At 67.3% G+C, this 26,793-nt stretch carries 26 protein-coding genes and 1 pseudogene; 20 read left to right on the forward strand and 7 right to left on the reverse strand.

The genetic code is table 11. The features are described from left to right. Window positions 1–3: 3 nt before the first annotated feature. Entirely contained in the window at window positions 4–1,041 is a 1,038-nt protein-coding gene (gene fbaA / locus K0O64_RS02620) for a class II fructose-bisphosphate aldolase (RefSeq protein ID WP_071947888.1), read from the forward strand. A gap of 6 nt (window positions 1,042–1,047) precedes the next feature. Here fbaA and K0O64_RS02625 read toward each other — a convergent pair whose 3' ends face one another. Next, window positions 1,048–2,151 carry an alcohol dehydrogenase catalytic domain-containing protein gene (locus K0O64_RS02625; protein ID WP_071947887.1) on the reverse strand — a complete coding sequence of 368 codons (1,104 nt, stop codon included), beginning with the start codon at window positions 2,149–2,151 and terminating at the stop codon, window positions 1,048–1,050. A 35-nt stretch (window positions 2,152–2,186) separates the two neighbouring features. On the opposite strand from K0O64_RS02625, the gene K0O64_RS02630 reads away from it, so the two are divergent. After that, window positions 2,187–2,651 carry an acyl-CoA thioesterase gene (locus K0O64_RS02630; protein ID WP_071947886.1) on the forward strand — a complete coding sequence of 155 codons (465 nt, stop codon included), beginning with the start codon at window positions 2,187–2,189 and terminating at the stop codon, window positions 2,649–2,651. A 75-nt stretch (window positions 2,652–2,726) separates the two neighbouring features. Here the strand turns inward: K0O64_RS02630 and K0O64_RS02635 are convergent, their stop codons facing one another. Beyond that, window positions 2,727–3,458, reverse strand: coding sequence for an Rv0361 family membrane protein (locus K0O64_RS02635; protein ID WP_071947885.1), 732 nt, complete (start codon window positions 3,456–3,458; stop codon window positions 2,727–2,729). 91 nt (window positions 3,459–3,549) lie between these two features. On the opposite strand from K0O64_RS02635, the gene K0O64_RS02640 reads away from it, so the two are divergent. Beyond that, window positions 3,550–3,966, forward strand: a complete 417-nt coding sequence (locus K0O64_RS02640) for a DUF3151 domain-containing protein (RefSeq protein ID WP_071947884.1) — start codon at window positions 3,550–3,552, stop codon at window positions 3,964–3,966. Here K0O64_RS02640 and K0O64_RS02645 read toward each other — a convergent pair. After that, the gene (locus K0O64_RS02645; RefSeq protein WP_225933604.1) at window positions 3,963–5,738 is read right to left on the reverse strand and encodes an FUSC family protein; all 1,776 of its coding nucleotides are present in this window, start codon (window positions 5,736–5,738) and stop codon (window positions 3,963–3,965) included. The two genes, K0O64_RS02640 and K0O64_RS02645, sit on opposite strands and share 4 nt — an antisense overlap. A gap of 4 nt (window positions 5,739–5,742) precedes the next feature. Next, window positions 5,743–6,639 carry a cation diffusion facilitator family transporter gene (locus tag K0O64_RS02650; RefSeq protein WP_071947882.1) on the reverse strand — a complete coding sequence of 299 codons (897 nt, stop codon included), beginning with the start codon at window positions 6,637–6,639 and terminating at the stop codon, window positions 5,743–5,745. A gap of 146 nt (window positions 6,640–6,785) precedes the next feature. On the opposite strand from K0O64_RS02650, the gene K0O64_RS02655 reads away from it, so the two are divergent. The 14 genes and pseudogenes from K0O64_RS02655 to K0O64_RS02715 all read left to right on the forward strand — a co-directional run bounded on the left by K0O64_RS02655 (window position 6,786) and on the right by K0O64_RS02715 (window position 21,321). Continuing rightward, window positions 6,786–7,775 carry a PE-PPE domain-containing protein gene (locus K0O64_RS02655; RefSeq protein ID WP_198044322.1) on the forward strand — a complete coding sequence of 330 codons (990 nt, stop codon included), beginning with the start codon at window positions 6,786–6,788 and terminating at the stop codon, window positions 7,773–7,775. A gap of 134 nt (window positions 7,776–7,909) precedes the next feature. After that, the gene (locus K0O64_RS02660; protein WP_083542744.1) at window positions 7,910–10,378 is read left to right on the forward strand and encodes an Ig-like domain-containing protein; all 2,469 of its coding nucleotides are present in this window, start codon (window positions 7,910–7,912) and stop codon (window positions 10,376–10,378) included. Between the two features lie 110 nt (window positions 10,379–10,488). Next, entirely contained in the window at window positions 10,489–11,124 is a 636-nt protein-coding gene (locus K0O64_RS02665) for a TetR/AcrR family transcriptional regulator (RefSeq protein WP_071947879.1), read from the forward strand. Between the two features lie 99 nt (window positions 11,125–11,223). Then, on the forward strand, window positions 11,224–11,856 hold the full coding sequence (locus K0O64_RS02670; protein WP_071947878.1) for a TetR/AcrR family transcriptional regulator: 633 nt from the start codon (window positions 11,224–11,226) through the stop codon (window positions 11,854–11,856). Window positions 11,857–11,960: 104 nt separating this feature from the next. Continuing rightward, window positions 11,961–13,151, forward strand: a complete 1,191-nt coding sequence (locus K0O64_RS02675) for a lipid-transfer protein (protein WP_071950134.1) — start codon at window positions 11,961–11,963, stop codon at window positions 13,149–13,151. A gap of 26 nt (window positions 13,152–13,177) precedes the next feature. Continuing rightward, on the forward strand, window positions 13,178–13,618 hold the full coding sequence (locus tag K0O64_RS02680; protein ID WP_071947877.1) for a type II toxin-antitoxin system Rv0910 family toxin: 441 nt from the start codon (window positions 13,178–13,180) through the stop codon (window positions 13,616–13,618). 1 nt (window position 13,619) lies between these two features. Then, window positions 13,620–14,486, forward strand: coding sequence for a MaoC/PaaZ C-terminal domain-containing protein (locus K0O64_RS02685; RefSeq protein ID WP_071947876.1), 867 nt, complete (start codon window positions 13,620–13,622; stop codon window positions 14,484–14,486). 27 nt (window positions 14,487–14,513) lie between these two features. Continuing rightward, entirely contained in the window at window positions 14,514–15,386 is an 873-nt protein-coding gene (locus K0O64_RS02690; protein WP_071947875.1) for an SDR family oxidoreductase, read from the forward strand. Between the two features lie 2 nt (window positions 15,387–15,388). Then, window positions 15,389–16,645 carry an acyl-CoA dehydrogenase family protein gene (locus tag K0O64_RS02695; RefSeq protein WP_071947874.1) on the forward strand — a complete coding sequence of 419 codons (1,257 nt, stop codon included), beginning with the start codon at window positions 15,389–15,391 and terminating at the stop codon, window positions 16,643–16,645. After that, on the forward strand, window positions 16,642–17,466 hold the full coding sequence (locus K0O64_RS02700; protein WP_071947873.1) for an alpha/beta fold hydrolase: 825 nt from the start codon (window positions 16,642–16,644) through the stop codon (window positions 17,464–17,466). The genes K0O64_RS02695 and K0O64_RS02700 overlap by 4 nt, the downstream gene beginning before the upstream one ends. A 95-nt stretch (window positions 17,467–17,561) precedes the next feature. After that, window positions 17,562–18,017 (forward strand): annotated as a pseudogene (locus K0O64_RS30250) (AMP-binding protein); the annotation flags it as partial. A gap of 94 nt (window positions 18,018–18,111) precedes the next feature. Then, the gene (locus K0O64_RS30255; protein WP_083542743.1) at window positions 18,112–19,071 is read left to right on the forward strand and encodes an AMP-binding protein; all 960 of its coding nucleotides are present in this window, start codon (window positions 18,112–18,114) and stop codon (window positions 19,069–19,071) included. After that, a complete protein-coding gene (locus K0O64_RS02710) occupies window positions 19,068–20,477 on the forward strand; it encodes an aldehyde dehydrogenase family protein (protein ID WP_225933605.1) in 1,410 nt (469 codons plus the stop codon). The genes K0O64_RS30255 and K0O64_RS02710 overlap by 4 nt, the downstream gene beginning before the upstream one ends. Window positions 20,478–20,487: 10 nt before the next feature. Next, window positions 20,488–21,321, forward strand: coding sequence for an SDR family oxidoreductase (locus K0O64_RS02715; RefSeq protein ID WP_220046016.1), 834 nt, complete (start codon window positions 20,488–20,490; stop codon window positions 21,319–21,321). A 136-nt stretch (window positions 21,322–21,457) separates the two neighbouring features. Here K0O64_RS02715 and K0O64_RS02720 read toward each other — a convergent pair whose 3' ends face one another. Further along, window positions 21,458–22,237: a site-2 protease family protein gene (locus K0O64_RS02720; RefSeq protein ID WP_220046017.1), complete on the reverse strand. Its 780-nt coding sequence runs from the start codon at window positions 22,235–22,237 to the stop codon at window positions 21,458–21,460. A gap of 38 nt (window positions 22,238–22,275) precedes the next feature. Beyond that, window positions 22,276–22,884, reverse strand: coding sequence for a peptidase M50 (locus tag K0O64_RS02725; protein WP_220046018.1), 609 nt, complete (start codon window positions 22,882–22,884; stop codon window positions 22,276–22,278). Between the two features lie 69 nt (window positions 22,885–22,953). On the opposite strand from K0O64_RS02725, the gene K0O64_RS02730 reads away from it, so the two are divergent. From K0O64_RS02730 to K0O64_RS02740, 3 genes are read left to right on the forward strand one after another with little or no spacing between them, the layout of a single operon-like run. Beyond that, complete coding sequence (locus tag K0O64_RS02730; protein WP_220046019.1) at window positions 22,954–24,249, forward strand: adenylosuccinate synthase; 1,296 nt, start codon at window positions 22,954–22,956, stop codon at window positions 24,247–24,249. Beyond that, window positions 24,246–24,884, forward strand: a complete 639-nt coding sequence (locus tag K0O64_RS02735; protein ID WP_220046020.1) for a PaaI family thioesterase — start codon at window positions 24,246–24,248, stop codon at window positions 24,882–24,884. The genes K0O64_RS02730 and K0O64_RS02735 overlap by 4 nt, the downstream gene beginning before the upstream one ends. Window positions 24,885–24,902: 18 nt before the next feature. Then, entirely contained in the window at window positions 24,903–25,583 is a 681-nt protein-coding gene (locus K0O64_RS02740; RefSeq protein WP_225933606.1) for a hypothetical protein, read from the forward strand. A gap of 3 nt (window positions 25,584–25,586) precedes the next feature. On the opposite strand, the gene K0O64_RS02745 is transcribed toward K0O64_RS02740, so the two are convergent. Further along, complete coding sequence (locus tag K0O64_RS02745) at window positions 25,587–26,792, reverse strand: cytochrome P450 (protein WP_220046021.1); 1,206 nt, start codon at window positions 26,790–26,792, stop codon at window positions 25,587–25,589. Between the last annotated feature and the right edge of the window lies 1 nt (window position 26,793).

A 26,793-nucleotide genomic window follows, 5' to 3' on the forward strand; every position in this document is an offset into this window, starting at 1 on the left:
GCCATGCCCATCGCTACGCCCGAGGTTTACGCGGAGATGCTGGGCCGCGCCAAGGAACACTCGTTCGCTTTCCCGGCGATCAACTGCGTCGGCTCGGAGAGCATTAACGCGGCCATCAAGGGCTTCGCCGACGCCGGCAGCGACGGCATCATCCAATTCTCCACCGGCGGAGCCGAATTCGGCTCCGGGCTGGGTGTCAAGGACATGGTCACCGGCGCCGTGGCGCTCGCCGAGTTCGCTCATGTCGTCGCCGCGAAATACCCGATCACCGTCGCGCTGCACACCGACCACTGCCCCAAGGACAAGCTCGACACCTACGTCCGCCCGCTGCTGGCCATTTCGGCCGAGCGGGTGGCCAAGGGCGCCAACCCGTTGTTCCAGTCGCATATGTGGGACGGCTCCGCGGTCCCGATCGACGAGAACCTGTCGATCGCCCAAGAACTGCTCAAGCAGGCCGCCGCCGCCAAGATCATCCTGGAGATCGAGATCGGCGTGGTCGGCGGTGAAGAGGACGGCGTCGAAGCCGAGATCAACGAGAAGCTGTACACCTCGCCGGAGGATTTCGAGAAGACGATCGAGGCACTCGGCGCCGGTGAGCACGGGAAGTACCTGCTGGCCGCGACGTTCGGCAACGTGCACGGTGTCTACAAGCCGGGCAACGTCGTGCTCAAGCCCGAGGTGCTGGCCGAGGGCCAGAAGGTGGCGTCGGCCAAGCTCGGCCTGCCCGACGGGTCCAAGCCCTTCGACTTCGTCTTCCACGGCGGCTCGGGCTCGCTGAAGTCGGAGATTGAGGACTCCCTGAAGTACGGCGTGGTCAAGATGAACGTCGACACCGACACCCAGTACGCATTCACCCGCCCGATCGCGGCGCACATGTTCTCCAACTACGACGGCGTGCTCAAGGTCGACGGGGAAGTGGGCAACAAGAAGGTCTACGACCCGCGCAGCTACCTCAAGAAGGCCGAGGCGTCGATGACCGAGCGCGTCATCGAGGCGTGCCGCGACCTGCACAGCGCCGGTCGCTCGGTGTCAGCCGGCTAGCGGCTTTCAGCCGAACTCGATGACATGGCGGATCGCTCGACCGTCCGCCAACTGCTCCATCCCGGCGTTGATGTCATCGAGCGTGATCCGCGCGGAGACCAGCTTCTCGACGGGCAGCCGGCCGGCACGCCACAGTTCGACGAATCGCGGGATGTCCCTGCTGGGCACCGACGAACCCAGATAGCTGCCGATCAGTGATCGTCCCTCGGCGACGAACCCCAACGGCGACACACTGATTCGGGTCTCCGGCCGCGGCAGACCGACCGTGATGGTGCGTCCGCCGGGCGCGGTCAACCCGATCGCGGTCTCGAGTGCCGGCCCATTGCCTGCGGCTTCGATGACCACGGAGGCCTTGACGCCCTGAGCGGTCGCCTCGTCGGGTGTCAGCGCCTCGTGCGCCCCGAGCGTTCGTGCCCGGTCCAGTTTGTCGGGCAGAGTATCGACGCCGATGACCCGCACGTCGTCATGGGCCAGCGCGGTCAGCACAGCGGCCATGCCGACACCACCGAGGCCGACGACGACGACCGTCTGGCCCGGCCGGGGCATCCCGGCGTTGAGGATGGCGCCGCCACCGGTCAGCACCGCGCACCCCAGCAGCGAGGCGACCACCGGCGGCACGTCGGCGTCGACCGGCACCACTGACCGCCGGTCCACCACGGCGTGCGTGGCGAAGCCCGAGACGCCCAGGTGGTGCAGCACGGGTGCGCCGTCCCGACTGAGCCGGACGTCACCGTCCATCAGGGTGCCCTGACCGTTGGCCACACTGCCCGGCACACAGGGCGCCAGCCCGTCGGTGGCGCAGCCGGCGCAGTGGCCACACCGCGGCAGGAAGGTCAGCACCAGCCGCTGCCCCGGCTGCAGGCCGGATGACCGACCGGCGCGCTCGACGACGCCGGCAGCCTCATGGCCCAGCAGCATCGGCACCGGGCGCACCCGATTCCCGTCGATCACCGACAGGTCGGAATGGCAGAGGCCGGCCGCCTCGATGCGCACCAGCAGCTCGTCATCACCCGGCGGCGCCAGCTCCAGTTCACTGATCGTCAGCGGCGTCGAGGTGGTGTACGGACGGGGCAGACCGATCTGGTCGAGGACGGCTCCACGGATCTTCATATCGACCAGCCTGCCCCGACTGACACACTGTGGCCATGACCGGTACCGAACGAGACTTGCGCAGCAGCGATTTCCCGGTGCACTGGCCGGTGCTGACGCGGTGGACCGACAACGACATGTTCGGTCACCTGAACAACGCGGTGTACTACGAACTGTTCGACACCGCGATCAACGCGTGGATCAACACGACAACCGGCGTGGATCCGGTGACGTCGCCGTGGCTGGGCGTGGTGGCGGAGTCGGGCTGCCGGTATTTCGCCGAGTTGGCTTTTCCCGACCCGCTGACGGTGGGGCTGTCCGTGGCCCGCTTGGGTCGGACGAGCGTGACCTACCGGCTGGCGGTGTTCGCGTCTCCGCACGACCCGGCCGGCACCGACGATCATCCGGTGGCCGCGGTCGGGCACTGGGTGCACGTCTACGTCGACCGCGAAAGCCGCCGACCGGTGCCGATCCCCGCCGAGATCCGCACGCTGCTGGAGTCCATCAGCTCGGCGGGGTGACATCGCCGCGAGATCGACATGAGGGCTGCGAATCAAGCGTGCTCACGACCCTGGTGTCGATCTCGCCGGGGTGATTCAGGACGCCTGGCAGATCTTCCACTGGTTGTCGCGGAACTGCAGGTCGAAGCTGCGGGTGGACCGTGTCGCCGGATCGAACGCCATGAACGAGGTGACGTTGGCCTCGGCGTGGTCGCCGTTGACGACCACCTCGTCGATGCTGGCCACCACCGGGTACTGGCGGGCCGCGGCCACCCGCGCGTGGGTGTCCGACCAGGCCGCGTCGTCGTATTTGACGTAGCTGTCCCGGGTCTGGCCGCAGGTGATGCCGCGCAGGGCGGCCAGGTCGCCGTTCTGCACGGCGGTGTCGAAGTGCTGGATCGTCGAGCGGACCATGTCCTCCTGCGACGCCTTCGCGGAGTCGCGGCGGGTGAGCAGAATGGTGACCAGGATGGCGACCGCGGCCAGCGCCGCGATCACGGCGATCACCGCCAGCACCACGGCCCAGCTGCGCCGCCGCGTCGCCACCGGGCGCGGTGGGATGGCCTGCGGTCCGGTGCGCGGCGGGCCCGACGCGGGGAACACCTCGGTGGGGGTGGAGAAGATCTCGGTCTCCGGATCCGGTTCGCGATGGATGATCTGCGTCGACCCCGCATCGAATCCCGGTGCGGTGAAACGACGTTCCGCCGGCGGCTCGGTGGCCCCGAACACCTCGGTGGCCGCGTCGCTCTCCTGCGGCGCCTGCTCATCGCCGGCGGGCGCGACGGGTCCGGTGACCTCGTCGTGGTCGGGCCCGGATGGGTTCGACATGGGGGCTGCCGTCCTCCTGAAGTACTGGTCCTTCTGACCCTAACCGTTGGGTGCGGCCATCGGCTGGCGGTGGCACCGGCACAATAGGGCAATGACATCGTTTGGTGACCTTCTGGGCCCCGAGCCCACGCTGCTACCTGGGGACATCGAGGCCGAAGCCGAACTGCTGGCCGGGGAGAAGGCCGCGATCGTCGCCGCGGCGCACCCGTCCGCGTCGGTCGCGTGGGCCACGCTGGCCGAGGAAGCGCTCGCCGACGACAAGGCGGTCACCGCGTACGCCTACGCCCGGACCGGATACCACCGCGGTCTGGACCAGTTGCGCCGCAACGGCTGGAAGGGGTTCGGCCCCGTCCCGTATCGCCACGAACCCAACCGCGGCTTCTTGCGGTGCGTGGCGGCGCTCGCCCGGGCCGCCGACAACATCGGGGAAACCGACGAGTTCGCCCGCTGCCTCGACCTGCTCGACGACTGCGATCCGGCGGCGCGCGCCGAACTGGGCTTGGCCTAGTACCGGTCCTGCGCCAAGGACTGCCGTAGCTCGGTGACCTCGTCGGCGAGGAACGGCAGGGGATCGCCGCGCTCAGGTACCGGCGCACCGGTCCGCACCGCGGCGGCCAAGGCCGCAAGAGCCTCCACATGCGGTTGCGCCGACCGGCCGCCGAACAGCGATCGGCCGAACTCGACACCATCGGCGCGGTGCTCGATGGTCCAGCACGCCGCGATCGTGCGGTAGGCCAGCTGCTCGGTCGCGGTCACCGCGGGCAGCAACTGCTCGGCGAGCTCCTTCTGGCGTGCCGACCCGGCCAGCGCGGCCTCGTCGGATTCCATCAGCGCGATCGTGGCGATCTGCAGGTCCCGGCGGGCGGCACGCGCAGCCAGCCCGGTCGTATCGCCGGCGGCGACGTAGGGGAGCACCTGCGCAGCCGCCTCGAGCGTGCGTCCGATCGCGTCGGTCAGCCGGGTGGATTCCTGCCAGCGCACGGCGACCAGGTAGACGGTCACCCCGATCGCGCAGCCGATCAACGTGTCGATACCGCGGGCCAGCAGCAGGTGGCCGATGTCGACCGCATGGGTGCCCGACGAGATGGTCAGCGCCGCGGTCGTGATGAAAACCGTTGCGAGCGCATAGTTTCGGACCACCAACACCTCGATGACGAAGTTCAGCAGCGCCAACAGCACTACCAGCCAGAGGTCGTGAGGGTGCAGCGACAGGATCACCCCCGCGAGCCCGAGGCCCACCCAGGTGCCCAGCAGCCGCTCGGCGCCGCGGCGCAAGGTGCGGCTGCGGTCGGTGCCCTGGTGCAGCACCAGCACGGCAGCTGCCATCGCCCAGTACGCGTGGTCGACACCCAGAGCCATCGCTGCCGCACCGGACAGCAGCGCGCCGATGGCGACGCGCTGCATGATGTGCCGCACCGGCGATCCGGGACGGACCGCGCGGCGCAGCACCGTGACCACCGGCGGGCTACCCAGCGGGATCCGGTCGGCGTCACGGGTCGCCACGGCTTCCGGCGGCAGCTGCAGCGCACCGAGCCTGCGGGCCTGCTCGGCGGTCTCCAGTGCCGGGGCTGTTCCCTGCGCGGCGGCGGTGACCGCCGTCGTGAACAACACATGCACCGCGTGGTTGGCGGCCCGCAGCCGGTGCAGAACGCTGCTCGAACGGGCTTGTAGCGGTTGATAATTCACCAGCACGCTCCATGAGCGGTGCAGCGCGCTGGCCGCCCGGTGGCGGGCGGCGCGTTCGGCCGGCGAGTTGGCGGCTTCGATGTAGCCGGCGACGGCCTCGGCGGCGGCCGCGACCGCCGCGCGTTCCGGCTTGCGATAGTGGACCAGCGCGCCGGCCATCTGCACCAGCCAGGCCACCCCGCCGCCGGCGAGCACCAGCAGGCCGATTGTCCAGGGCGCCAAATGTGCTGCGGAAACCCCGATTCCGGCCGCGCAGGCGACGACGAAGATGTAGGCACCGGGCGGTCCGACGGCCAGTGCGTTGCACAGCCACACCGCCGCGACGGCGACCAGTGACACCACCACGACGCCGAGCCACGGCACCTGCGCCGACCAGTCGCCCAGGGCGACGGCCGCGGCCAGGGACACCGCCACCGTCGCCAACTCGATGCCGCGGTTGGCGTACGGCCGGTCACCACCGAACCGCGACGTGAACGCGCCGAGGGTGGCGATCAGGCCGGAGCTCATCGCCCCCGCGGCCCAGCCCGCCGTGACGGGGATCGCGGTGCTGATCGCCGCGCGCAACCCGATGGGCCAGCGCGGCGGAGGGTTCACCAACTCACCAGTCGGTCTGACCGGGGCAGTCGTCCGCGCAGCCGGGCGGTTCGACCTGGACGGTCGCATGCTCGAGCCCGCGGGCGGACAGCACCGCCCTGGCGTCGTCGAGCACCCGGTCGGAGTCCCCACTGCTGGTCAGGTGGGCGGTCACCATGTCTTTGCCCGGCACCAGCGTCCACACGTGCAGATCGTGCACCTCGGTGACGCCGTCGACCGCGGCCAGTGCGGCGCGGAGTTCGTCAACGTCGATGTGGGCGGGCGAGGATTCGGACAGGATCCGCAGTGCGGCGCGGGCCAGGCCGATCGCCCGGGGCAGCACCCAGAGCGCGACGAACACCGCGACCACAACGTCGGCGTACGGCCAGTGCGTCGTCACGTTCACGATGCCGGCGATCAGCACGCCGATGCTGCCGACGGTGTCGGCCACCACTTCCATGTAGGCGCCCTTGACCGCGAGGCTTTCCTCGGATTGCGAACGCAGCAGCAGCACGACGGCCAGATTGGCGACCAGACCGGCGATGGCGACGGCGATCATCGGGACGCCGGGGATCTCCGGTGCGTTGCCCAGCCGCTCGATCGCCTCGTAGAGGATGAATCCCGCCACGAAGAGCAACAGCACGGCGTTGGCGACCGCGGTGAACACCTCGGCCCGATGCCAACCGTAGGTGCGGGCCGCCGACGCCGGACCATGGCGGGCCAGCAGCACGGCGGTCAGCCCCATGAACATGGCGACCAGGTCGGTCAGCATGTGGCCGGCGTCGGCAAGCAGGGCGATGGAGTTGATCATCAGCGCGGTCGTCAGCTCGATGACGAAGAAGACGGTCAGGATGCCCGCGGCGACGAGCATCCGGCTCACCCGCGTGTCACCGCCGTGGCTGTGGTCGTGTCCGGCTCCCATGCCAGGAATATATGCGCAGAAGCGCATATGTCGCAAGCCTCATCGACTCGGGTTGGGTCGGGTGTCGACGGTGCTATGGTGTGAATCACATACGTGCACGACTGTTTGTAAAATCACTCGGCTCAGCCGCGGCGTCAGGAGTTCCGATGAAGGGTTGTCGTGTCAGGGCAGCGCGTGCCGCGGTGTGCGGCGTTGTCGCGGGGGTGATGGTGGCGGCGTCGGTCGCGACGCCCGGGCCCGCGCTCGCCGATCCGTCGACCGCTTTCACAGCCGGCGAGGCGCTGGTCGTGGGCGGCACCGGCAAGAGCGTGCCGTCCGCGTCGATGATGCATGCGCTCTACGAGCAAGGCATCTTCAGCGATCCGGATCCGACGGGTGTGCAGTACCCGGCGCAGCTGTGGCCGATTCGAGGGAAGTTGACGCTCGATGAGTCGGTCGCGGTCGGGGTCGCGAATCTCGACAGCGCGCTGGTCGGCGCGGACGGACCGGTCACCGTCGTCGGACTGAGCCAGGGGGCGGTGGTGGTCAACTATGAGAAGCGGGCTCTGATGGCTCAACCCGACCCGCCGGCGGACATCTCATTCGTCACGATCGGGGACCCCACCAACAGCGACGGGGGCCTGCTGGCGAAGCTGCCACACGTGCACATTCCGATACTGGACGCCACCATTCCCCGGGCGCCAGTCGAAACACCCTACGACACAACGGAAATCGTGCATGAGTATGACGGCTACTCGGATTTCCCGGATAACCCGCTCAATCTGCTGGCAGACCTGAATGCGCTTGCCGGGGTGATCTATCTGCACCCCAACAAGGGCGGCGTGGATCTCAACGATCCCCGCAATGTGGTCACCTCGAGCACGAATTCCCTGGGGGGTACGACGACCCGCATCGTGGTACCCACCGATGAGCTTCCCCTGACGAGGCCACTGCGAGCACTCGGTGTCCCCGATGCGGCCGTGGACGCATTGGACAAACCGTTGCGGAAGATCATCAACACCGCCTATGCCGGCGAACGACCGGGGCGGAAAGCGCCGAGATCGGGTCTCGGATCCTCCCCGGCTCATCGCTCCTTTGAGCCGGCTCGCCGTCCGGCGAGTGCAACGGCGCACTCGAAGCCTCGCACCCTGTCGTAGGGGAAGCGTCGTGGCGGGCCTGTCGACCCCGTTGTCAGTCGCCCTGGCCTGGAGCGCCTTGACCCATTTTCGTGATTTACGTTACAGTCAAAACAAACATTCATGACGGTTTGTAAATAAACCTCGGAGGAACCATGGGTAGGTCAGTGGAGGGCAACCAGCGCGCGAATCGGGGTGGCCGATTGGAGCCGTACGGCTGGCTGGGGCTGAGCGCGATCACGCTGGGTATGGGCGCCGCGCTGGCCTACGGGGCAGGCGTTGCCCACGCTGATACGGCCGGTTCCACCGCACCGGCCGGAGCATCGGCCGCTGACCACGAACCCAAGCACGCTACCGCTGCGGGCAGGCGAACGCCGTCGGCGGCCACGCTCGCCGGCGCCAAGGATCCGACGTCGCGGTCAGACGTTGTCGCAACGAAATCCGCCGGTGCGCCCGCGATCATGCGACGAGCGTCGGCGACACTCGATCGACGCACGACGCCTTCTCGCGCCGTCCTCGCGACGGTTCCGACCGCGCCCACGCCAGCGGGATCCCCGGCGGGTTTGGCCGACGTGTTGGCCTACGCCGCTCGTGGCGTCGAGAACATCGCCCTGCCGCAGCGACAACCCGCGCCCGGGCACCCCGGTTCGATGAACCTCGCTGCCTCCGCACCGGTGCCCCAACTGGCATTCGACGCGGTGGTCGCCGGGCCAATCCAGCAGGCCCTGCACTCACTCGTCAGACACATCGAGGCCGCGGTGGCAACGACTGTGCGCTTCGTCAGCAGCGCGGTGCGGGCGACGGTGCAGGCCACCGTCGTGGCGGTGCGGACGATCACGACCGCAATCACCAATGTCGTCGAAATCGCCCTCCATCCCGCGCCGTACGCGGATGGTCCGACCGTCGGCATGCCCGACGCTCCCACCGGTGCGGTCACCGGCAATCTCGGTTTTCGGGCGCCAGGCGACCTGCCACTGACCTACACCGTCACCACGGCGCCGACGCGCGGGACGGTGACCGTGAGCAACTCCGGTGTGTACACATACACCCCCACGCAAGAGGCGCGGCTGGCCGCAGACGGCGCTACGCCGCTGACCGATACGTTCGTGGTGACCACAACCGACCGCTTCGGGTCCACCTCTCAGACGGTCACTGTTCCGGTCGCCCCCGCCCGTTACGTGGTACAGGTGCCCGACAGCGTGCTGGCGCCCCGCGAACCCAACTTCGCCCCCGACGGCAAGTCCTTGGTGTTCTCCGCGACTCCCCAGGGCGGCGGCAGATCCGAGATATATCGAATCGACGTCGACGGCACCAACCTTCGGTGCCTCTCATGTGGACTCGCCCCCGACGTCACCGAGGATCTCTCGAAGCCGTTCGCCATGGCCAACGGGACGGACTACCTCCTCAGCGGTGGCACGCAGTCGCCGACCGGAGGAACGTCGGCCGACCACTTCGTCCTGCACTGCACCGGAGGGGACGGTGGCTGTGGGGAGGGTTCGTCGCTCTCGTTGATCAATCTGCCGACCCAATACGCTCCGGGCGTGGTCGTCGTCCAGACCCGCGAGATGCGCATGGCTCCGGACAGCACGCACATCGCCTACACCCAGCTACTCGCTTCGGGAACCAAGACTGTTCTGGTCACCAGTGTCGGCACGTTGCAGGCCGGCCCGAACGGCTACGACATCGTCGACTCGCGGGTGGTGTACGACGCCGGTGAAATCAAAGCCTTCACGCCGGACGGCAAGGGCGTCATCGTCACCGACTTCTATGGCCGCTACAACCAAGGCAACGCCGACGACGTCGTGGTGAACCTGCAGAACGGATCGATCACCCGGCTGACCGCCAACCTGGACTACGACGAGAGCGCAAACCTGTCGCCCAATGGGCAATGGCTGGTCATCGGAAGCTCCCGCACGCTGAATTACCTGACGCCGATGACGCAGATCGTCAGGCCGAGCTTCGTCCCCGCCTACGTGGTGTTTCCGACCTTCTTGGCAAAGCGCGGCACCACGAACCAGACCTGGGTCGTCTCGCCCGCGGACGAGTTGGCCGGCGAGAACGGTATCTTCCTCGGGGATCCGACCGGGACGTATATCTCGCGGCCAGTGGCGAACTGGAGCCCTGACGGTACCGCGGTCGCGCTCTGGGAAGCGCAGGCGTCCGACGCGACCCAAAGCCGACTGGTGGTGGCGTACCTCAGCGAGACCGGCGGCGGCACACTGCCCACCGACACCTCCACGCCCGATATGACCGGATGGGCACCGGCGCTATCGGGATTCGTCCCTACGCTGCCGCAGCTGGAACCGGGACGGGCCGGCCTCGTGGGCGGTAACGCGCAAGTCGTCAAGACCACGAGCGGCAAACTGACGACGACGACGGTCACCTACACCAACTTCGAGGACAGCTCTGGCTACATCCTCAACGGGACCGAATCGACTATCGCCAACGCCACGCTCACGTCGATCACCTACAACGCCAACATCACGGTCACCGATGCAGACGGTAACGAGGTCGGGTGGCTGCGAGCCGACGGCGTGGTGATCAACAACCAGCAGACGATTCAGGGCACCATCGAGTCGTCGATGAACGGCAACCATCTCGCGATGGGGACTCCGGTCGTCTGACGATGCCGACCGACCGTTTCGGCACGGCGGGAGCACCAATACGCGACACGATCGCTACGATGTCCGACAAACGACGATTCTCATGAGGATCGGGATGTCGTAAGGCGGCAATGGTTGTGGTGAGCGTGGGTGAGCGCCGGACTCAGGCTGAGCGCACCGCTGCAATGCGGACTCGGCTGCTCGACGCAACGATCGAGTGTCTGGTGACCTACGGATACGCCGGCACGACCACGCCGCGCATCGCCGAGATCGCCGGTGTGACCCGCGGGGCGCAGGTGCACCACTTCCGGTCAAAAGAAGATCTCGTCGTCGCCGCCGTCGAGTACCTTGCGCAACAGCGGATTCAGAAGGCCATGCGCCAGGACGCCGGCATCTGGAAGGGGCCCGACCCTGTTCTCGGGGTCCTGGAATTCCTGTGGAATTCGCACCAGGGGGACATGTTCGTCGCCACCATCGAGCTGTGGGTGGCCGCCAGGACCGACGACGTCCTGGCGAAGGAGGTGGCACGGGTCGAGCCGATGGTCAACAGCACACTGATCACGGCCATCGCTCAACTGTTGCCCGATCACGCTGCACGCAAGCATGTGCGGAACGTCTTGTACACGGCGATGGATGCGCTCAGGGGAATCCTGGTCGTCGGCTTCGTCGATCGAGACCAGACCCAAGCCCGTCGGCGGTGGGACCGCGCATGCGTCTATCTGGCCGCCATGCTCTCAGAGGCGTTGGCCGCCAAAGACTCTGACTAGTCGGGTTTCAGCCAGTCCACTGCTGGCGAAAATGCTGTGACACTTACATACACTCCGGTACGCATGTAGTATCCCTGCGCACAGCAGCGATCGGAGGACATGGTGGCCGAAGCCGGCATGCCTGACGCGCGCAGGACGCAGTTGGAGCGGACCGCGGCGATGCGGTCGCGTCTTCTCACAGCCACCGTGGAATGTCTTGTGGCACATGGCTATGCGGGCACAACCACACACCGGATCGCGGCCATTGCCGGGGTGACGCGCGGCGCTCAGGGGCACCATTTCAAGTCCAAAGAGCAACTCGTGGTGACCGCGGTCGAGCATCTCGCCGAACAGCGGATCCAGGCGGTCGTTCGTGAACACTGCCGCCTGCGCGACGGCCCGGACATCGCCGCCAATGTGCTGGAACTGCTGTGGGAAACCCATCAAGGCGCGGTATTCGTTGCCACGATGGAACTTTGGGCCGCGTCCTGGACCGATGACGTCTTGGCCGCGCACATCGCCCGGGTCGAGCCGCGCGTCAACGGCACCATCGTCGACGCCATCGCCCAGTTCGTGCCGGGTCAGGTGTCGAAGAAGGAACTGCGCAACGCCATCTTCACCGCCATGGATGCACTGCGCGGGATCCTGGTCGCCAGCCTGGCCGACCGCAATCAGCTTCGCGCACGCCATCGTTGGGAGCGCGCCGCTCTGTACCTGCGGCCCGAGCTCTCGCGTGCGCTACTCGGCGACTGAACTCGAGGCGCGGCAGATCCGGCCCTTGCAAAGATACGTTCCGGTCGGTATGTTTCTGGAATCGCGTCGCACCGATGCCAGTGACGCCGGAAGAAGGAGTGGTGATGGCGAACAGAGTGTTCGTGATCGGCGTGGGTATGACCAAGTTCGAGAAGCCTGGCCGCCGGGAGGGGTGGGACTACCCGGAAATGGCGCAGGAGGCCGGCAGCAAGGCGATCGAGGACGCCGGAATCGACTACGACCACATCGATCAAGCTTTCGTCGGCTACGTCTACGGGGAATCGACGTCCGGGCAGCGCGCACTCTACGAGTTGGGGATGACCGGCATTCCGGTGGTCAACGTCAACAACAACTGCTCGACCGGATCGACGGCGCTTTACCTTGCCGCGCAATCCATTCACGGCGGACTGGCCGAGTGCGCGCTGGCCCTGGGCTTCGAGAAGATGCAACCGGGGTCGCTAGGTTCGACATTCAACGACCGCGCGCAGCCCATGGAGAACCACTTCCTGGCGCTTGCCGAGATATCCGAGGTCCTGTTCCCGCCGGCACCGTGGATGTTCGGTGCTGCGGGTCGTGAGCATATGAAGGAATATGGTTCCACCGCAGAGCATTTCGCCAAGATCGGCTACAAGAACCACCGGCATTCGGTCAACAACCCCTATGCGCAGTTCCAAGAGGAGTACAGCCTCGAGGATATCCTCGCCGCGCCGATGATCTACGACCCACTGACCAAGCTGCAGTGTTCGCCCACATCGGATGGCTCAGGCGCGGCGATCCTGGCGTCCGAGGCATTCGTCGACCGGCACGGACTGGCGGGGCAGGCCGTCGAAATCGTCGGTCAGGCGATGACCACCGACTTCACCAACACATTCGACGGAACCTGCAAGGCGCTGATCGGCCACCACATGAATGTCGAAGCGGCACGGCGGGTTTACGACCAAGCGGGTCTTGGCCCCGATGACTTCCAGGTCATCGAACTACACGACTGCTTCAGCGCCAATGAGCTGCTGCTCTACGAAGCCCTCGGCCTGTGTGGCGACGGTGAAGCCCCCAAGCTCATCGACGCCGGTGACACCACGTATGGCGGCCGCTGGGTGGTCAATCCGTCGGGTGGCTTGATCTCCAAAGGCCATCCCCTCGGTGCCACCGGCTTGGCGCAATGCGCGGAGCTGACCTGGCAGCTGCGCGGCACCGCGGACAAACGGCAGGTGTCGGATGTGACTGCCGCCCTGCAACACAACATCGGCCTTGGCGGCGCGGCTGTCGTGACCGCCTACCAGCGCGCTGAGCGCTGACACTGCAGACGAAGGGAAACATTTTCATGGGACACATCGAAGCGACGCGTGAGCTGGCTGCCAGCCCGGAAGCGCTGTGGGACATCATCTCCAACCCGAACACGTGGGGTCAGTGGTTCACCGTTCACGACAAGTGGCTCGACGAGCCACCGGCCACTCTGACCGCGGGAGCCCGGCTCACCGCCAAGATCGTCATGCTCAACATGGCCAACAAGATCGAATGGGCAGTGAAATCCGTCGACGCTCCGACGAGTCTAGCGCTCGGGGGTACCGGAATGGCCGGCGTGAAGGCTGATTTCAGGTTCACCATCGAGCCGGTCGGGACCGGATCGCGTTTCACCGTCTCGGGGGACTTCGAAGGTGCCCTGGTCAAGGGTGCGCTGGCCAAGGCCGTCGAGAAGGACGGCGCCAAGCAGTTGGACAAGACACTGGCCAAGCTCGACGAGTTGGCCTCGGCAGCCGTCTGACATGACCGACACGCTGGAATTCGACGACTCGGGTCTGGACACCTGGACCGAGGACGACCGCTTCGAGGTGACCCGGGAACGCATCGCGGAATATGCTGCGGCCACCAACGATCCGATCGCCGCGCACCGGGCGGGGGATATCGCACCGCCGGTCTTCGCGATCGTCCCGGTCTTCGAGGCGATGATGATGCCGACAGTGGACGTGCTGCCGGTCGAGCTGGTGCCGCGAGTGGTGCACGGCGAGCAGGACTTCTTTTTCCATCGGCCGATCCGGCCGGGCGACAAGCTCGTCTCACGGGGCAAGATGATCGGATACGAGGGCCTCGACAACGGCACTCGTGCAGCGATTCTCGTCGAATGCCGCACCGAGGACGGTGAACTCGTCAACGAGCAGTACGTGACCTGCTTTGTGCGAGGGTTCAACGCCGGCAAGAAGATCGGCACGCTCACCCCGTCCCACAAGTTCGACGAAGGGTTACGGGCGAACGCGCCGATCGCGAAGGTGAGCCAGCACGTCGACCTCGACCAGACGTTCCGGTACTCGCCCGCCTCGGGCGACCCGATGCCGATCCACCTCGACGAGGAGGTGGCCCGCGACGCCGGGCTGCCGGGCATCATCGCGCACGGTCTGTGCACGATGGCATTCACCTCCTGGGCCGTGCTGACCGAGGTGGCCGAATCGGACGTCACCCGACTCAAGCGGCTGGCGGTGCGGTTCTCGAAGATGGTGCTCCCCGGCGACGACCTGGAGACCCGGATCTGGAAACAGTCGAGCGCCGACGGTGTGACGACGTACGCCTTCGAGACCAGCCGGGCCGCTGCCGGCGAACTGGCGATCACCGACGGCCTCGCCGTCATCGCCGACTAGAGCTGAAAAAACCTACAGGAGAAGACAATGGGAATTCTGGACGGACGCGTTGCCGTCGTCACCGGAGCCGGCCGTGGGATAGGCCGCGAGCACGCACTGCTGTTCGCCCGTGAGGGCGCGCTCGTGGTGGTCAACGATCTCGGTGGTTCGAACACCGGTGAGGGTGCCGATTCCGGGCCGGCCCACGAGGTGGTCGCGGAGATCACCGCCGCGGGTGGCCGCGCGGTTGCCAACGGCGACAACATCTCCAGCTGGGCGGGCGCCAAGAGCCTGGTACAGCAGGCGATCGACGAGTTCGGCCGCCTCGACGTGCTGGTGAACAACGCCGGCATTCTGCGCGACGCGTTCATCGCCGGGATGGACGAGGCGCAGTGGGACGCCGTGGTCACCGTGCACCTCAAGGGCCACTTCGCGATGTTGCATCACGCGTCGGAATACTGGAAGGCTCAGTCGAAGTCCGGTGAGCAGCCGATGGCTGCGGTGATCAACACGGCGTCGGGATCCGGGCTTACCATCCCGAACGCGGGCCAGGCCAACTACGGTGCGGCCAAGGCGGGCATCGCGGCGCTGACCCTGATCGCGGCCGAGGAGTTGGAGCGCTACGGCGTACGGGTGAACGCGATCGCCCCCATCGCCCGCACGCGCCTCACGCTCGCTACGCCGGGAATGGGCGCGCTGATGGCCGAACCGGAGGACGGCGGACTGGACCTGTTCGCGCCGGCCAACATCTCGCCGCTGGTCGCCTACCTCGCCAGCGAGAAATGCCCGCTCACCGGCCAGGTGTACGCGGTCCAGGGTGGCGCCATCTCCTTGTTGAAAGGGTGGCACGACGTGGAGACCATCGAGACCGACAGGGTCTGGGAGATCGACGACATCGCCGCACGTCTGCCGGGAGCCTGATCATGATCGAATGGTCGGACACCGACATCATCATGCGCGACACCGTGCGGGAGTTCATCGCCAAGGAGATCCGGCCGCATATCGAGGAGCTCGAGGACGGAAGCCGGTCACCGTATCCGATCGCGCGAAAGCTGTTCAGCGAGTTCGGGCTTGATGTGATGGCCGCCGAAGCGGTGAAGACGACGCTGGATCGGGAACGGGCGAAGGCGGAGACCCGTGACTCGGCGCCGTCGAAGTCCAAGGGTGCGGGGCTGGGTGAGCTTGGCGCCCAGGCCTCGATGGCCGCCGTCCTGGTGACCGAACTCGCCGCGGTGAGTATCGGTCTGCTGTCCACCATCGGCGTCAGCCTCGGCCTTGGCGCTTCGACGATCATGTCGCGCGGGACGCTGGCGCAGAAAGAACGTTGGCTGCCCGAACTGATGACACTGGAGAAGATCGCGGCATGGGCGATCACCGAGCCCGACGCAGGTTCCGACGCCTTCGGCGGCATGAAAACCTATGTGCGGCGCGATGGCTCGGACTATCTCCTCAACGGCCAGAAGACGTTCATCACCAACGGCCCGGACGCCGATGTCATCGTGGTCTACGCGAAGCTGGACGAGGGCCCGGGTTCCGATGTCGACAAGCGTGACCGGCCCGTGCTCACCTTCGTCCTCGATGCCGGCATGCCAGGGCTGACCCAGGGCAGGCCGTTCAAGAAGATGGGCATGATGTCCTCGCCGACCGGCGAGCTGTTCTTCGACAACGTCCGGCTCGGCCCCGACCGGCTGCTCGGCGAGACCGAACAGCACGGCGGGGGTGATGGTCGCGACAGCGCCAGGGCCAACTTCGCCGGGGAGCGGATCGGCATCGGGTTGATGTCCCTGGGCATCATCAACGAGTGTCACCGACTGTGTGTCGACTATGCCAAGACGCGCACCCTGTGGGGTAAGAACATCGGCCAGTTCCAGTTGATCCAGCTGAAGCTGGCGCAGATGGAAGTCGCGCGAATCAACGTGCAAAACATGGTGTTCCAGACGTTGGAGGCGCTCAGCCGTGGCCGGATGCCGTCACTGGCGGAAGCATCGGCCATCAAGCTCTACTCGTCTCAGGCGGCCACCGAGGTGGCGATGGAGGCCGTGCAGCTCTTCGGCGGCAACGGATACATGGCGGAGTACGGCGTGGAACGGCTGGCCCGTGACGCCAAGTCGCTGATGATCTATGCGGGCAGTAACGAGGTCCAGGTGACGCACATCGCCAAGGGACTGCTCTCGGCATGATCACCACCGGCACGGGTTGCTACGACGGCGTGCGCACCCGGGTCCTGTCGGTGGACGGTGACGGGCCGCCGATCCTGTTGCTGCACGGCTACGCGGATTCCGCCGACACCTGGCGGGCGGTGCTCGGTCAGCTCGAGGCCGCCGGCCGGTCGGCGGCCGCGGTCGACCTACCCGGATTTGGGTGGGCGGAGCGGCGAAGGCGCGGCCCGATGCTGCCACAGTTCGACACCTTCGTCGATGCGCTGCTCGACGACCGCGGGCCCGCCGTGCTCGTCGGGAACTCGTTGGGGGCGGCGACCGCGGTGCGCGCCGCGGCACGTAATCCAACTGCGGTGCAAGCGGTTCTGGCGCTCAACGATCCGCTCAACGCCCGCCATCTGCCTGCCCGGCTTGCCCGCGGCAGGCGGCTTCCACCACAGGTGTGGCACACCGCGGCGATGCTGCCGATCCCGGCGGGAGTGCTGCGGTGGGCGACAGGTAAGGCCGTCCGCCACATGCTGTACGGACCGGACGCCCTCGCCGACCCCGCCGTCGTCGCCCGATGGCGGCGCACAATCGGGGGTCCCGCGGCATTGGCAGCGTTGGGCCGCTACGCATTCCAGTACGCGCACGAAACGGCCGACGGGCATCGCGATCTGCAGATCACGTGTCCCGCAGTCGTCGCACACGGCGCTAGGGACCGCATCATTCCCGTCCACGCCAGCCGTACCCTGCATCAGCAGATCGCGGGCAGCGCCCTCGTCGTGCTGCCGCGCTCCGGGCATTGCCCGCAACTGGACAACCCCCGCGAGGTCGTGCGACTGATCCTGGAGCTGGCATGACCGGACACCTGATAAACCTGTTGCGTGCCGTCGCGGTGTTACAACGCCGCGGAATGATCAACCTGGCCAACCCCGTCGACATGACCACTGCCGCAATGGCTCTGCGGCACTACGGATCGTTCGGTGGATTGGTCAGTTACACCGCCGCTCGCTATGGCGACTCACCGGCGCTGACCGATGAACGCGGAACGCTGACCTTTCGTGAGCTCGATCAGATGTCCAACGCCGTGGCGCGGGTCTTGCTGAGACGCCGGCCCGGCCCCGACTTCACGATCGGCTTGCTCAACCGCGGCCATCGCGGTGTGATGGTGGCCCTTGCCGCCGCCGGAAAGGCAGGCCTGCGAACGGTTCTGCTGAACACCGGGTTCGCCGGCCCACAGCTGCATGATGTGTGCGTACGCGAACGAATCGGCCTTGTGCTCGCCGATCAGGAGTTCTGCGAGCTGTTGGCCGCGCTGCCGGATGGTGTGGACGTCCTGCTGAACTGGGCCGAAGACGGCGCCACTCGGCCCGTGCTCGACGACCTGGCATCGAGCCACTCCGTCGACCCGATGCCCTATCCACCCCGTCCCGGCGGACTGGTGCTTCTGACCAGCGGTACCACCGGCACCCCCCAAGGGTGCTCCACGCGACCGGATCAGCCCTGTGCAGTCCGCGCAACTTCTCGATCGTATTCCGTGGCCGGCGAACAGCTGCTATGTCGTGGCGGCGCCACTGTTCCACGCCACCGGATTGGCAACGACCACAGTCGGTTTGGCCCTCGGGAATCACATCGTTCTGGCCCGGCGGTTCGACCCTTCGGCCGTGCTCGCCGCAACCGAGGAGCACCGTGCGGGTGCCATCATTCTGGTCCCGACCATGCTCAGCAGAATCCTGGATCTCGGACCCGACGAGATCGATCGGTACGACACCTCGTCGTTGCGGGTGATCTTCGCGGCCGGCTCGGCGCTGTCGCCAGGTGTCTGTCGTCGCACGCTGCTCACATTCGGCGATGTGCTCTACAACCTCTACGGCTCGACGGAGGTCGCCACCGCCGCGGTTGCCACTCCCGCCGAGCTGCGGGTCGCGCCGGGCACCGTCGGCCGTCCGCCGGTCGGCTGCCGTATCGCGGCCTACGACGCGAACGACCGTCTGATCACCCGCCCAGGGCGGAGCGGAACACTGTATGTGTCCAGCGGCCTGAGCTTTTCGGGGTACACCGACGGTGGCAGCAAGAGGGTCCTCGACGGCCTGATGTCCTCCGGTGACACCGGACACTTCGACGATCACGGCCTGTGGTTCGTCGACGGACGCGACGACGACATGATCGTCTCCGGCGGAGAGAACGTCTATCCGGTCGAGGTGGAGAACCTCCTCGGCGACCATCCCGCCATTGCCGAAGCCGCGGTGGTGGGTGTGTCCGACCCGGATTTCGGCCAGCGGCTCTGCGCCTTCGTCGTGGTCCAGGATGGCGCGGCCCTCGACGCCGACGCGGTGCGGGACTATGTGCGCAATCGGTTGGCTCGCCACAAAATCCCGCGGGACGTGGTGTTCCTCGACGCATTGCCCCGCAACGAGACGGGCAAGGTGCTCAAGCGAGATCTGATGGCCGGGGCCGCGGAGTGAACGACCCGGCCGAAACGGTGAGCGGTGTCGTCGCTCAGCTGCGAGCCGGGCAGCCGGCGTGGGCGGCGCTGCCGGTCTCGAGCCGGGTGCGGTGGCTGGCGCGATATCGGGACTGGTTGTGGGACAACCAGTCCCGGCTCGAAGACCTGCTCATGCAGGAGACCGGCAAGCCGGCCACCGAAGCGGGGCTGGAGATTCCCTACGTCATCGAGGCGATCAACTACCACAGCAGGCGAGCACCGCGATTGCTCGCCGACCGTCGTCCACATCCCCACGGCATGCTCGCGATCACCAAGCGGCAGTTGATCGTTCAACGTCCCTACCCGGTGGTCGGTGTCATCACGCCGTGGAACTTCCCGCTTGGCCTGTCGCTTCTGGACGCCGTGCCGGCGTTGCTGGCCGGCTGCGCAGTGGTGGTCAAGCCGTCCGAACTGACCCCGTCGGCGGTGTCGGCGGCGATCGCCGGGTGGGCGGACATCGGTGCGCCGCGCGTTCTCGATGTGGTGTGCGGCGGCCGCGAGCACGGGGCCGCCGTGGCCGACAGCGTGGATTTCATCCAGTTCACCGGGTCCGCGCGCGCCGGACGCGCCATCGCGGGGGTGGCCGCGGAGCGCCTGGTGCCCTGCGCCCTGGAATTGGGCGGCAAGGACGCCATGATCGTGCTCGACGACGCGGACGTGAGCCGGGCCGCCAACGCCGCGGTATGGGGCGCGATGGCCAACTGCGGTCAGATGTGTGTGTCGGTCGAACGGGTGTATGTGGAGTCGGCGGTCTACGACGCGTTCGTATCCCAGGTGGCGGCCAATGCGGCCGAGTTGCGCAGTGGAGTCGACATCGGGCCGTTCACCAGCCCGGCGCAGGCGGCCGTCGTGCAGCGACATCTCGACGATGCCCTCACCCGCGGGGCGAGGGCCCTGGTCGGTGGTCATCGCAGTGACGGGCCGACGGTGCTCATCGATACCGACCACGACATGTTGTGCATGACCGAGGAGACCTTCGGCCCGCTGCTGCCCGTCGTGCGCGTCGCCGATGAGGACGAAGCCGTGCGCCTGGCCAACGATTCTCGGTACGGCCTGTCCGCGGTGGTGTTCAGCGGGGACCGGCGTCGTGCCGAACGCGTCGCACGGCGCATCGACGCGGGCTCGGTCAACATCAACGACGTCTTCGCGAACCTGTTCACGCTGACCATGCCGCAGGGCGGCTGGAAAGAATCCGGCCTCGGCGCGCGTGGCGGTAGCGATGCGGTGGCGAAATTCTGCAGGCCGCAGGCGATCGTCGCCTCGCGGGTGGCCTTCACCCGCGAGCTCACCTGGTACCCGTACACCCCGCTGCGCCGAGCGGTCATGCGCTGCGTGTCGCGGTTGATCGGCGCACGAGACGTGCGACGCCGGTTCGGATGGAGATGAGGGACGGCAGATGGCAACAACGAACCTGAGGGATCGCGTCGTGGTGGTGACCGGCGGGGCCAGGGGGATTGGCGCGGCGACCGCGTCAGCCTTCGTGCGGGCTGGGGCGAAGGTGGCCATCGGCGATGTCGACGTCGAGCAGTCAGAGCGGACGGCGGCCGCGATCGGATGTTGGTGGGGTGAGGTCGACGTGACCGACCGGGGCAGCTTCGCGTGTTTTCTGGACTCCCTCACCGACGCGCTCGGGCCGCTCGACGTCCTGGTGAACAACGCCGGGATCATGCCGGTGACACCGGCGGTCGACGAGTCGGCCGAGTCGATCCAGCGGCAGCTCGCCATCAACGTCGCCGGGGTCATCTTCGGGACTCAGCTCGCCATGGAGCGGATGGGCCCGCGGCATTCCGGTCACGTGGTCAATGTCGCGTCCGCTGCGGCCCGAATGGGCTTCGGTGGTGTGTCGACCTACACCGCCACGAAGTTCGCGGTCGCCGGTTTTACCGAAGCCGTCGCTCTCGAATCCGCCGCGAGTGGGATCACGTTCACCACCGTCTACCCCGGCATGGTGCGAACCGAGCTGTCCGCGGGCCTGTCCGACCACTGGCTCCTGCGGACCTGTGCCCCCGAGGTCGTCGCCGACGCGATCGTCCACGCAGTGCAGCGTGGCCGGCGATCGGTGTACGTTCCGCGCCGGCTCGGCCCGCTGACGGCGGTCTACGGCCTGCTGCCGGCGCGGGCCCGTGTCGTGGCGATGGGCCTGCTCGGTGCCGACCACCGGATGCTCGACGGTGACGGCGACGTCCGCCGGTCCTACGACTCGCGAATCAGCCACAACCAGAAGAACTGACGGATCCGGAAATTTCTTGCCAAGTCGCTGCCGGACGGCCGGTAGGTGGCTAAGTTGATGTTTGCCAACCCGGGGGATGGACCGAGACGGGGGGCAACGACGGAGGGGATCGCTGCCCCCCGTCTTGGTGTCCGGATCAGGTGAAGGCAGACCAGAACCGGGTCAGCTGCGAGCCGATCGAGGCCAGGCCGCCGGGCACGCCGGACAGATCGAAGAACCAGAACACCACCGCGAAGAACCATTGGTTCGCCGCCGGCGCGAGCAGCAGGAGCAGCAGGAACAGGAACCCGAACTGCTTGGCCGGGGCCACCGCGCGCTGCGTCTCGGGGCTCAGATGCGGCTCGAGCGCGCCATAGCCGTCCAGCCCCGGAATCGGCAGCAGGTTCAGCAGCAGCGCGGTGATCTGCAGGAAGCCCAGGAACGCCACCGCTGACCAGAACACTCCGTGGCCGTGGTCGTAGAACAGCCGGGTGGCCGCCAGTAGGACGACGGCCAGCACGAGGTTGGCGGCCGGACCGGCCAGGCTGACCAGGGTGCGCTGACGCGGCGTCATGAACCAGGTACGGACGTAGACCGCTCCGCCCGGCAACCCGATACCGCCCAGGGCGATGAACAGCAGCGGCAGTCCCAGCGACAGCAGTGGGCTGGAGTACTTCAGTGGGTTGAGGGTCAGGTAGCCCCGAACCGGGACGTCATGGTCACCGAAACGCCAGGCGGTGTACGCGTGGCCGAATTCGTGCAGGCACAGCGACACCAGCCAGCCGGCGATGACGAAGATGAACACGCCGACATAGGCCAGCGGCCGCACAGTTTCGGCGGATAGCCAGGCCAGTACGCCGCCGGCGACCGTGATCGCCACAATCACCAGGAAGACGGGGCTGGGCCGCACCGACTGGCGCAGCAGACGTTCACTCACCTCACGAAACTACCGGAGAAGCGGCGTTGACCTGCTCCTCAGCTGACCCGCAGCCAGCCGGTCGTATGCCGGTAGAACGCCGAGCGCTTCACCTCACGGGGCAGCTGAACCCCGTCGCGCACCACCCGGGCGCCGGTGGTGCCCAGTTGGACCGCGCGGCCGGTGAGCCAGTACCGCGGTCGCATCCGGCCGGTCAGCGCCGCGGCCCGTAGTCCCGGCATCGAGGCGGTCGGTTCGATCCGCACGGCCGTCACCTCACCGTCGAACAGCACATCGTCGTCGACGACGGCTTCCCCGTGGATCACCCGGTCCTCGCCAGGCGGCAGCCAGTACGCGGCGTCGACCAACGCTGTGCCGGTCTCGTCGCGGATCAGCGGAACACGTTGCGCCACACCGGCAAGCGCGCGCCGGGCGCCCCAGCGGCGTGACACGCGGGCCACCTCCACGTCAAGGCGGTCGATACGTATCAGCCGGGTCAGCACCGCCGCCAGGTCGGCCGAAGATCCCATGACCACCACCCGCGACGCCCCCTGCACCGCGGCGTCGATCGCGCCCGCGTCGTCGCCGTCATGGCAGGGCAAGGAGGCCAGTGCGCGGGGCAGCCGGCGGCCCCCGAAACGCAACACGGTGATCGTGGTGTTGGTCAACGACACTCCTCGTGCTGCGCTCCGATAGGGTAGGTCACCGGCTGCACCACAATAAGCAGGAGAAATACCATGCCGGCAATCGTCCTCATCGGCGCCCAGTGGGGTGACGAGGGCAAAGGAAAAGCCACCGATCTGCTCGGTGGACGCGTGCAGTGGGTGGTGCGCTACCAGGGCGGTAACAACGCCGGGCACACCGTGGTCCTGCCCACCGGCGAGAACTTCGCCCTGCACCTCATCCCATCGGGGATCCTCACCCCCGGCGTCACGAACGTCATCGGCAACGGTGTCGTCGTCGACCCGGGCGTGCTGCTCACCGAGCTCGCCGGGCTCGAGGAGCGCGGCGTTGACACCTCGGGGCTGCTGATCTCCGCCGATGCCCACCTGTTGATGCCGTACCACGTGGCCATCGACAAGGTCACCGAGCGCTACATGGGCAGCAAGAAGATCGGCACCACCGGCCGGGGCATCGGCCCCTGCTACCAGGACAAGATCGCCCGGATGGGCATCCGGGTCGCCGATGTCCTGGACCGCGACCTGCTGGCCGCCAAGATCGAGGCCTCCCTCGAACTCAAGAACCAGGTGCTGGTCAAGATCTACAACCGCAAGGCGCTGGACGCCGACGAGGTGCTCGAGACGTTGCTGGCCCAGGCCGACGGCTTCAAGCACCGCATCGCCGACACCCGCCTGCGACTCAACACCGCCCTGGAGTCCGGCGAGACGGTGCTGCTGGAGGGCTCACAGGGCACCCTGCTCGACGTCGACCACGGCACCTACCCCTACGTCACGTCGTCCAACCCCACCGCGGGCGGCGCCGCCGTCGGGTCGGGCATCGGCCCCACCCGGATCACCACCGTGCTCGGCATCCTGAAGGCCTACACCACCCGGGTCGGCTCGGGCCCGTTCCCGACCGAGTTGTTCGACGAGCACGGCGAGTACCTGGCCAAGACGGGCGGAGAGATCGGCGTGACCACCGGACGCCGCCGGCGCTGCGGCTGGTTCGACGCCGTGATCGCCCGTTACGCGACCCGCGTCAACGGCATCACCGACTACTTCCTGACCAAGCTCGACGTGCTGTCCAGCCTGGAGACGGTGCCGATCTGCGTGGGCTACATGGTAGATGGCAAGCGCACCGATGAGATGCCGATGACCCAGAGCGACATCGCCCGGGCCGAGCCGATCTACGAGGAACTGCCGGGCTGGTGGGAGGACATCTCCACGGCTCGCGAGTTCGAGGATCTGCCCGCCAAGGCGCGCGACTACGTGCTGCGTCTGGAAGAGCTTGCCGGAGCCTACGTTTCGTGCATCGGCGTCGGACCCGGCCGGGACCAGACCATCGTGCGTCGTGACGTGCTGGCCCCCCGATGACCGATCGCGACGAATACGAACTCGACCCTGATTACTACAAGCACGGCGGCTTCCCGAAATTCGAAGTCGCGCAGCCCGGCCCGGGATTCGGCCGGTTCCTGACGGCCATGCGCCGGGTGCAGGACCTGGCTGTGTCGGCCGACCCGGATCCGGACACCTGGACCGCGGCGGCCGACGGTGCCGAGGAACTGGTGCGGCTACTGGAAGGCTTCGAAGCCGCCGAGGGTGTCGGTCCGGCCAACCGGGTGCCGAGCCTGCCCGGCGCGGGCAGCCTGCTGATGCCTCCGTATCGCGTGACTCAATTCGATTCCGAGGCAGTCGAATTGACGGTCACCTTCAGCCGGTTCCACGTCGGCGGCAACTACGCCGTGCACGGCGGTGTGCTGCCGCTGACGTTCGACTCGGTGTTCGGGATGGTCATCCACGCCACCGGGCGACCGATCAGCCGGACCGCCTTCCTGCACGTCGACTACCGCAACGTCACCCCGATCGACACCGAGCTGACCGTGCGCGGCTGGCTGCGGGAAGCCGAGGGCCGCAAGGCCTTCGTCAGTGCCGAGATGAGAAGGCCGGACGGCACGCTTTGCGCCGAAGCGCACGGGTTGATGGTGCGTCTACTGCCCGGCCAGCCCTGAATCTGTCACCATGACGTCGTGGCCGAGAACCGCTCGTCAACCCTGAAAAGCCTGACCACGCCGCGGGCAGCCGCGGCAGCCGGTGTCGCGTTCGCAGTGTTGTTCGGCGCCAACCTCATTCTGATCCGCTCCTCGCTGCCGGAGGGGGCCCAACCCGGTTCTCAGTGGCTCGACGCCGCCAGCGGCAAGATGAAAATCGCCGCGATCCTGATGCCGTTCGCCGGGATCAGCTTCCTGTGGTTCATCGGCGTCGTGCGCGACGGACTGGGTCGGCTCGAAGACCGGTTCTTCTCGACGGTGTTCCTCGGCAGTGGCCTGCTGTTCCTGGCGATGATGTTCGTGACGAGCGCGATCGGGGCGGGTTTGGCCGCCAGCAACTCGGCGGCGGGAAGCGAAATACTGGGCCACACCGAAGTCGCACTGTTCGGCCAGATGGTCGTCCTGGCTCTGGCCAAGACCTACGCCCTGCGGATGGCTGCGGTGTTCATGATCTCGCTGGCCACCATCTGGTTGCGCACCGGTCTGATGCCGCGCTGGTTGGTGTACGTCAGCTATCTGCTCGCCGTCGCGCTGCTGATCGCCAGCGACGTGAGCATGTGGCTGACGCTCGGTTTCCCGGTCTGGGTGTTGATCGTCAGCCTCCTGCTACTGGCTCGCGCGGGTGTGTTCGATGCGCTACGCGATGAACACCAGTTCTGAGGTTCACCAGGTCACCGGAAGCGACTTCAGGCCGTAAATGAAGTGAAACGGCTTGAACTCGAGCTCGTCGAACGGCTCCGCGCACGCCAGTTCCGGGAACCGCCGCAGCAGCGCGGGAAAAGCGATCCGCATCTCCATACGGGCCAGCGGTGCACCGAGGCAGTGGTGTACACCGTGCCCGAAGGCCAAGTGGCTCACGATATCTCGCGTGATGTCCAGGACATCGGGATCATCGACGAATGCCGCATCCCGGTTGCCCGACGCCAACGACGCGAGCACCAGACTGCCCGCCGGTATCAGAACACCGGCGACCTCGGTGTCGGCGGCGGCGAGTCGCGGGATGCTGCTGTGCACGATCGACAGCCAGCGCAGCAGTTCCTCGACGGCCGGGGCAACCGCATCGGGGTCGTCGCGGACCGAGGCGAGCTGATCGGGGTGGCGCAGCAGCGCCAGGGTTCCCAGGCTCAGCATGTTCGACGTGGTCTCGTGGCCGGCGAGCAGCAGCAGACCCGCGATCCCGATCAGCTCGTTGTCGCTCAGCTCGGTGCCGTGGTCACGCACCAGCATGCCGAGCATGTCCTCACCGGGGGCGCGACGGGCCGCCGCCACCAGCGTGCCCATGTACTCGCGTCCCTGGCGTACCAGCTCCATGCGCTCGGGAATGGGGATCGACAAATCAAGCTGACGGGCGCTGCGGCGCTGGAAATCGTCGCGGTCGGCGTAGGGCACGCCGAGCAGCTCGCAGATCACCAGCGACGGGATCGGCAAAGCGAACTCGGCCACCAGATCGGCTGGCGCCCCGGCTCGTTCGAGCGCGTCGAGCCGATCGTCGACGATCTCGACGATCCGCGGTTCGAGCGCCCTCATCCTGCGCACGGTGAACTCGCCGGTCAGCATTCGGCGTAGCCGGGTGTGCGCCGGCGGGTCCAGGGCCAGCAGGTTGCCTGCCCGTGCGCCGGCCTGCTCCTCCTCGGACAGCTGCGGCGCACCGGGCAGCACGAAGCCCGGGGGCCGTCCGTTGGCGAAGTGCTCGTGATTCGACAGCACCGCCTTGACGTCGTCGTAGCGGGTGATCAGGTACACCTGCATGCCGAACGCGTTGACGGCGGTGACCACACCGTCACCGTCGCGGATGTCACGCAGTTCCGGTGTTGGGTCGAACCCGTTGCGCCGCATGTGCAGTGGTGGCAGCGCGGCAGCAGATGTCATG

Origin of the sequence: Mycolicibacterium pallens, assembly GCF_019456675.1 — a bacterium.
Lineage (GTDB): Bacteria > Actinomycetota > Actinomycetes > Mycobacteriales > Mycobacteriaceae > Mycobacterium > Mycobacterium crocinum.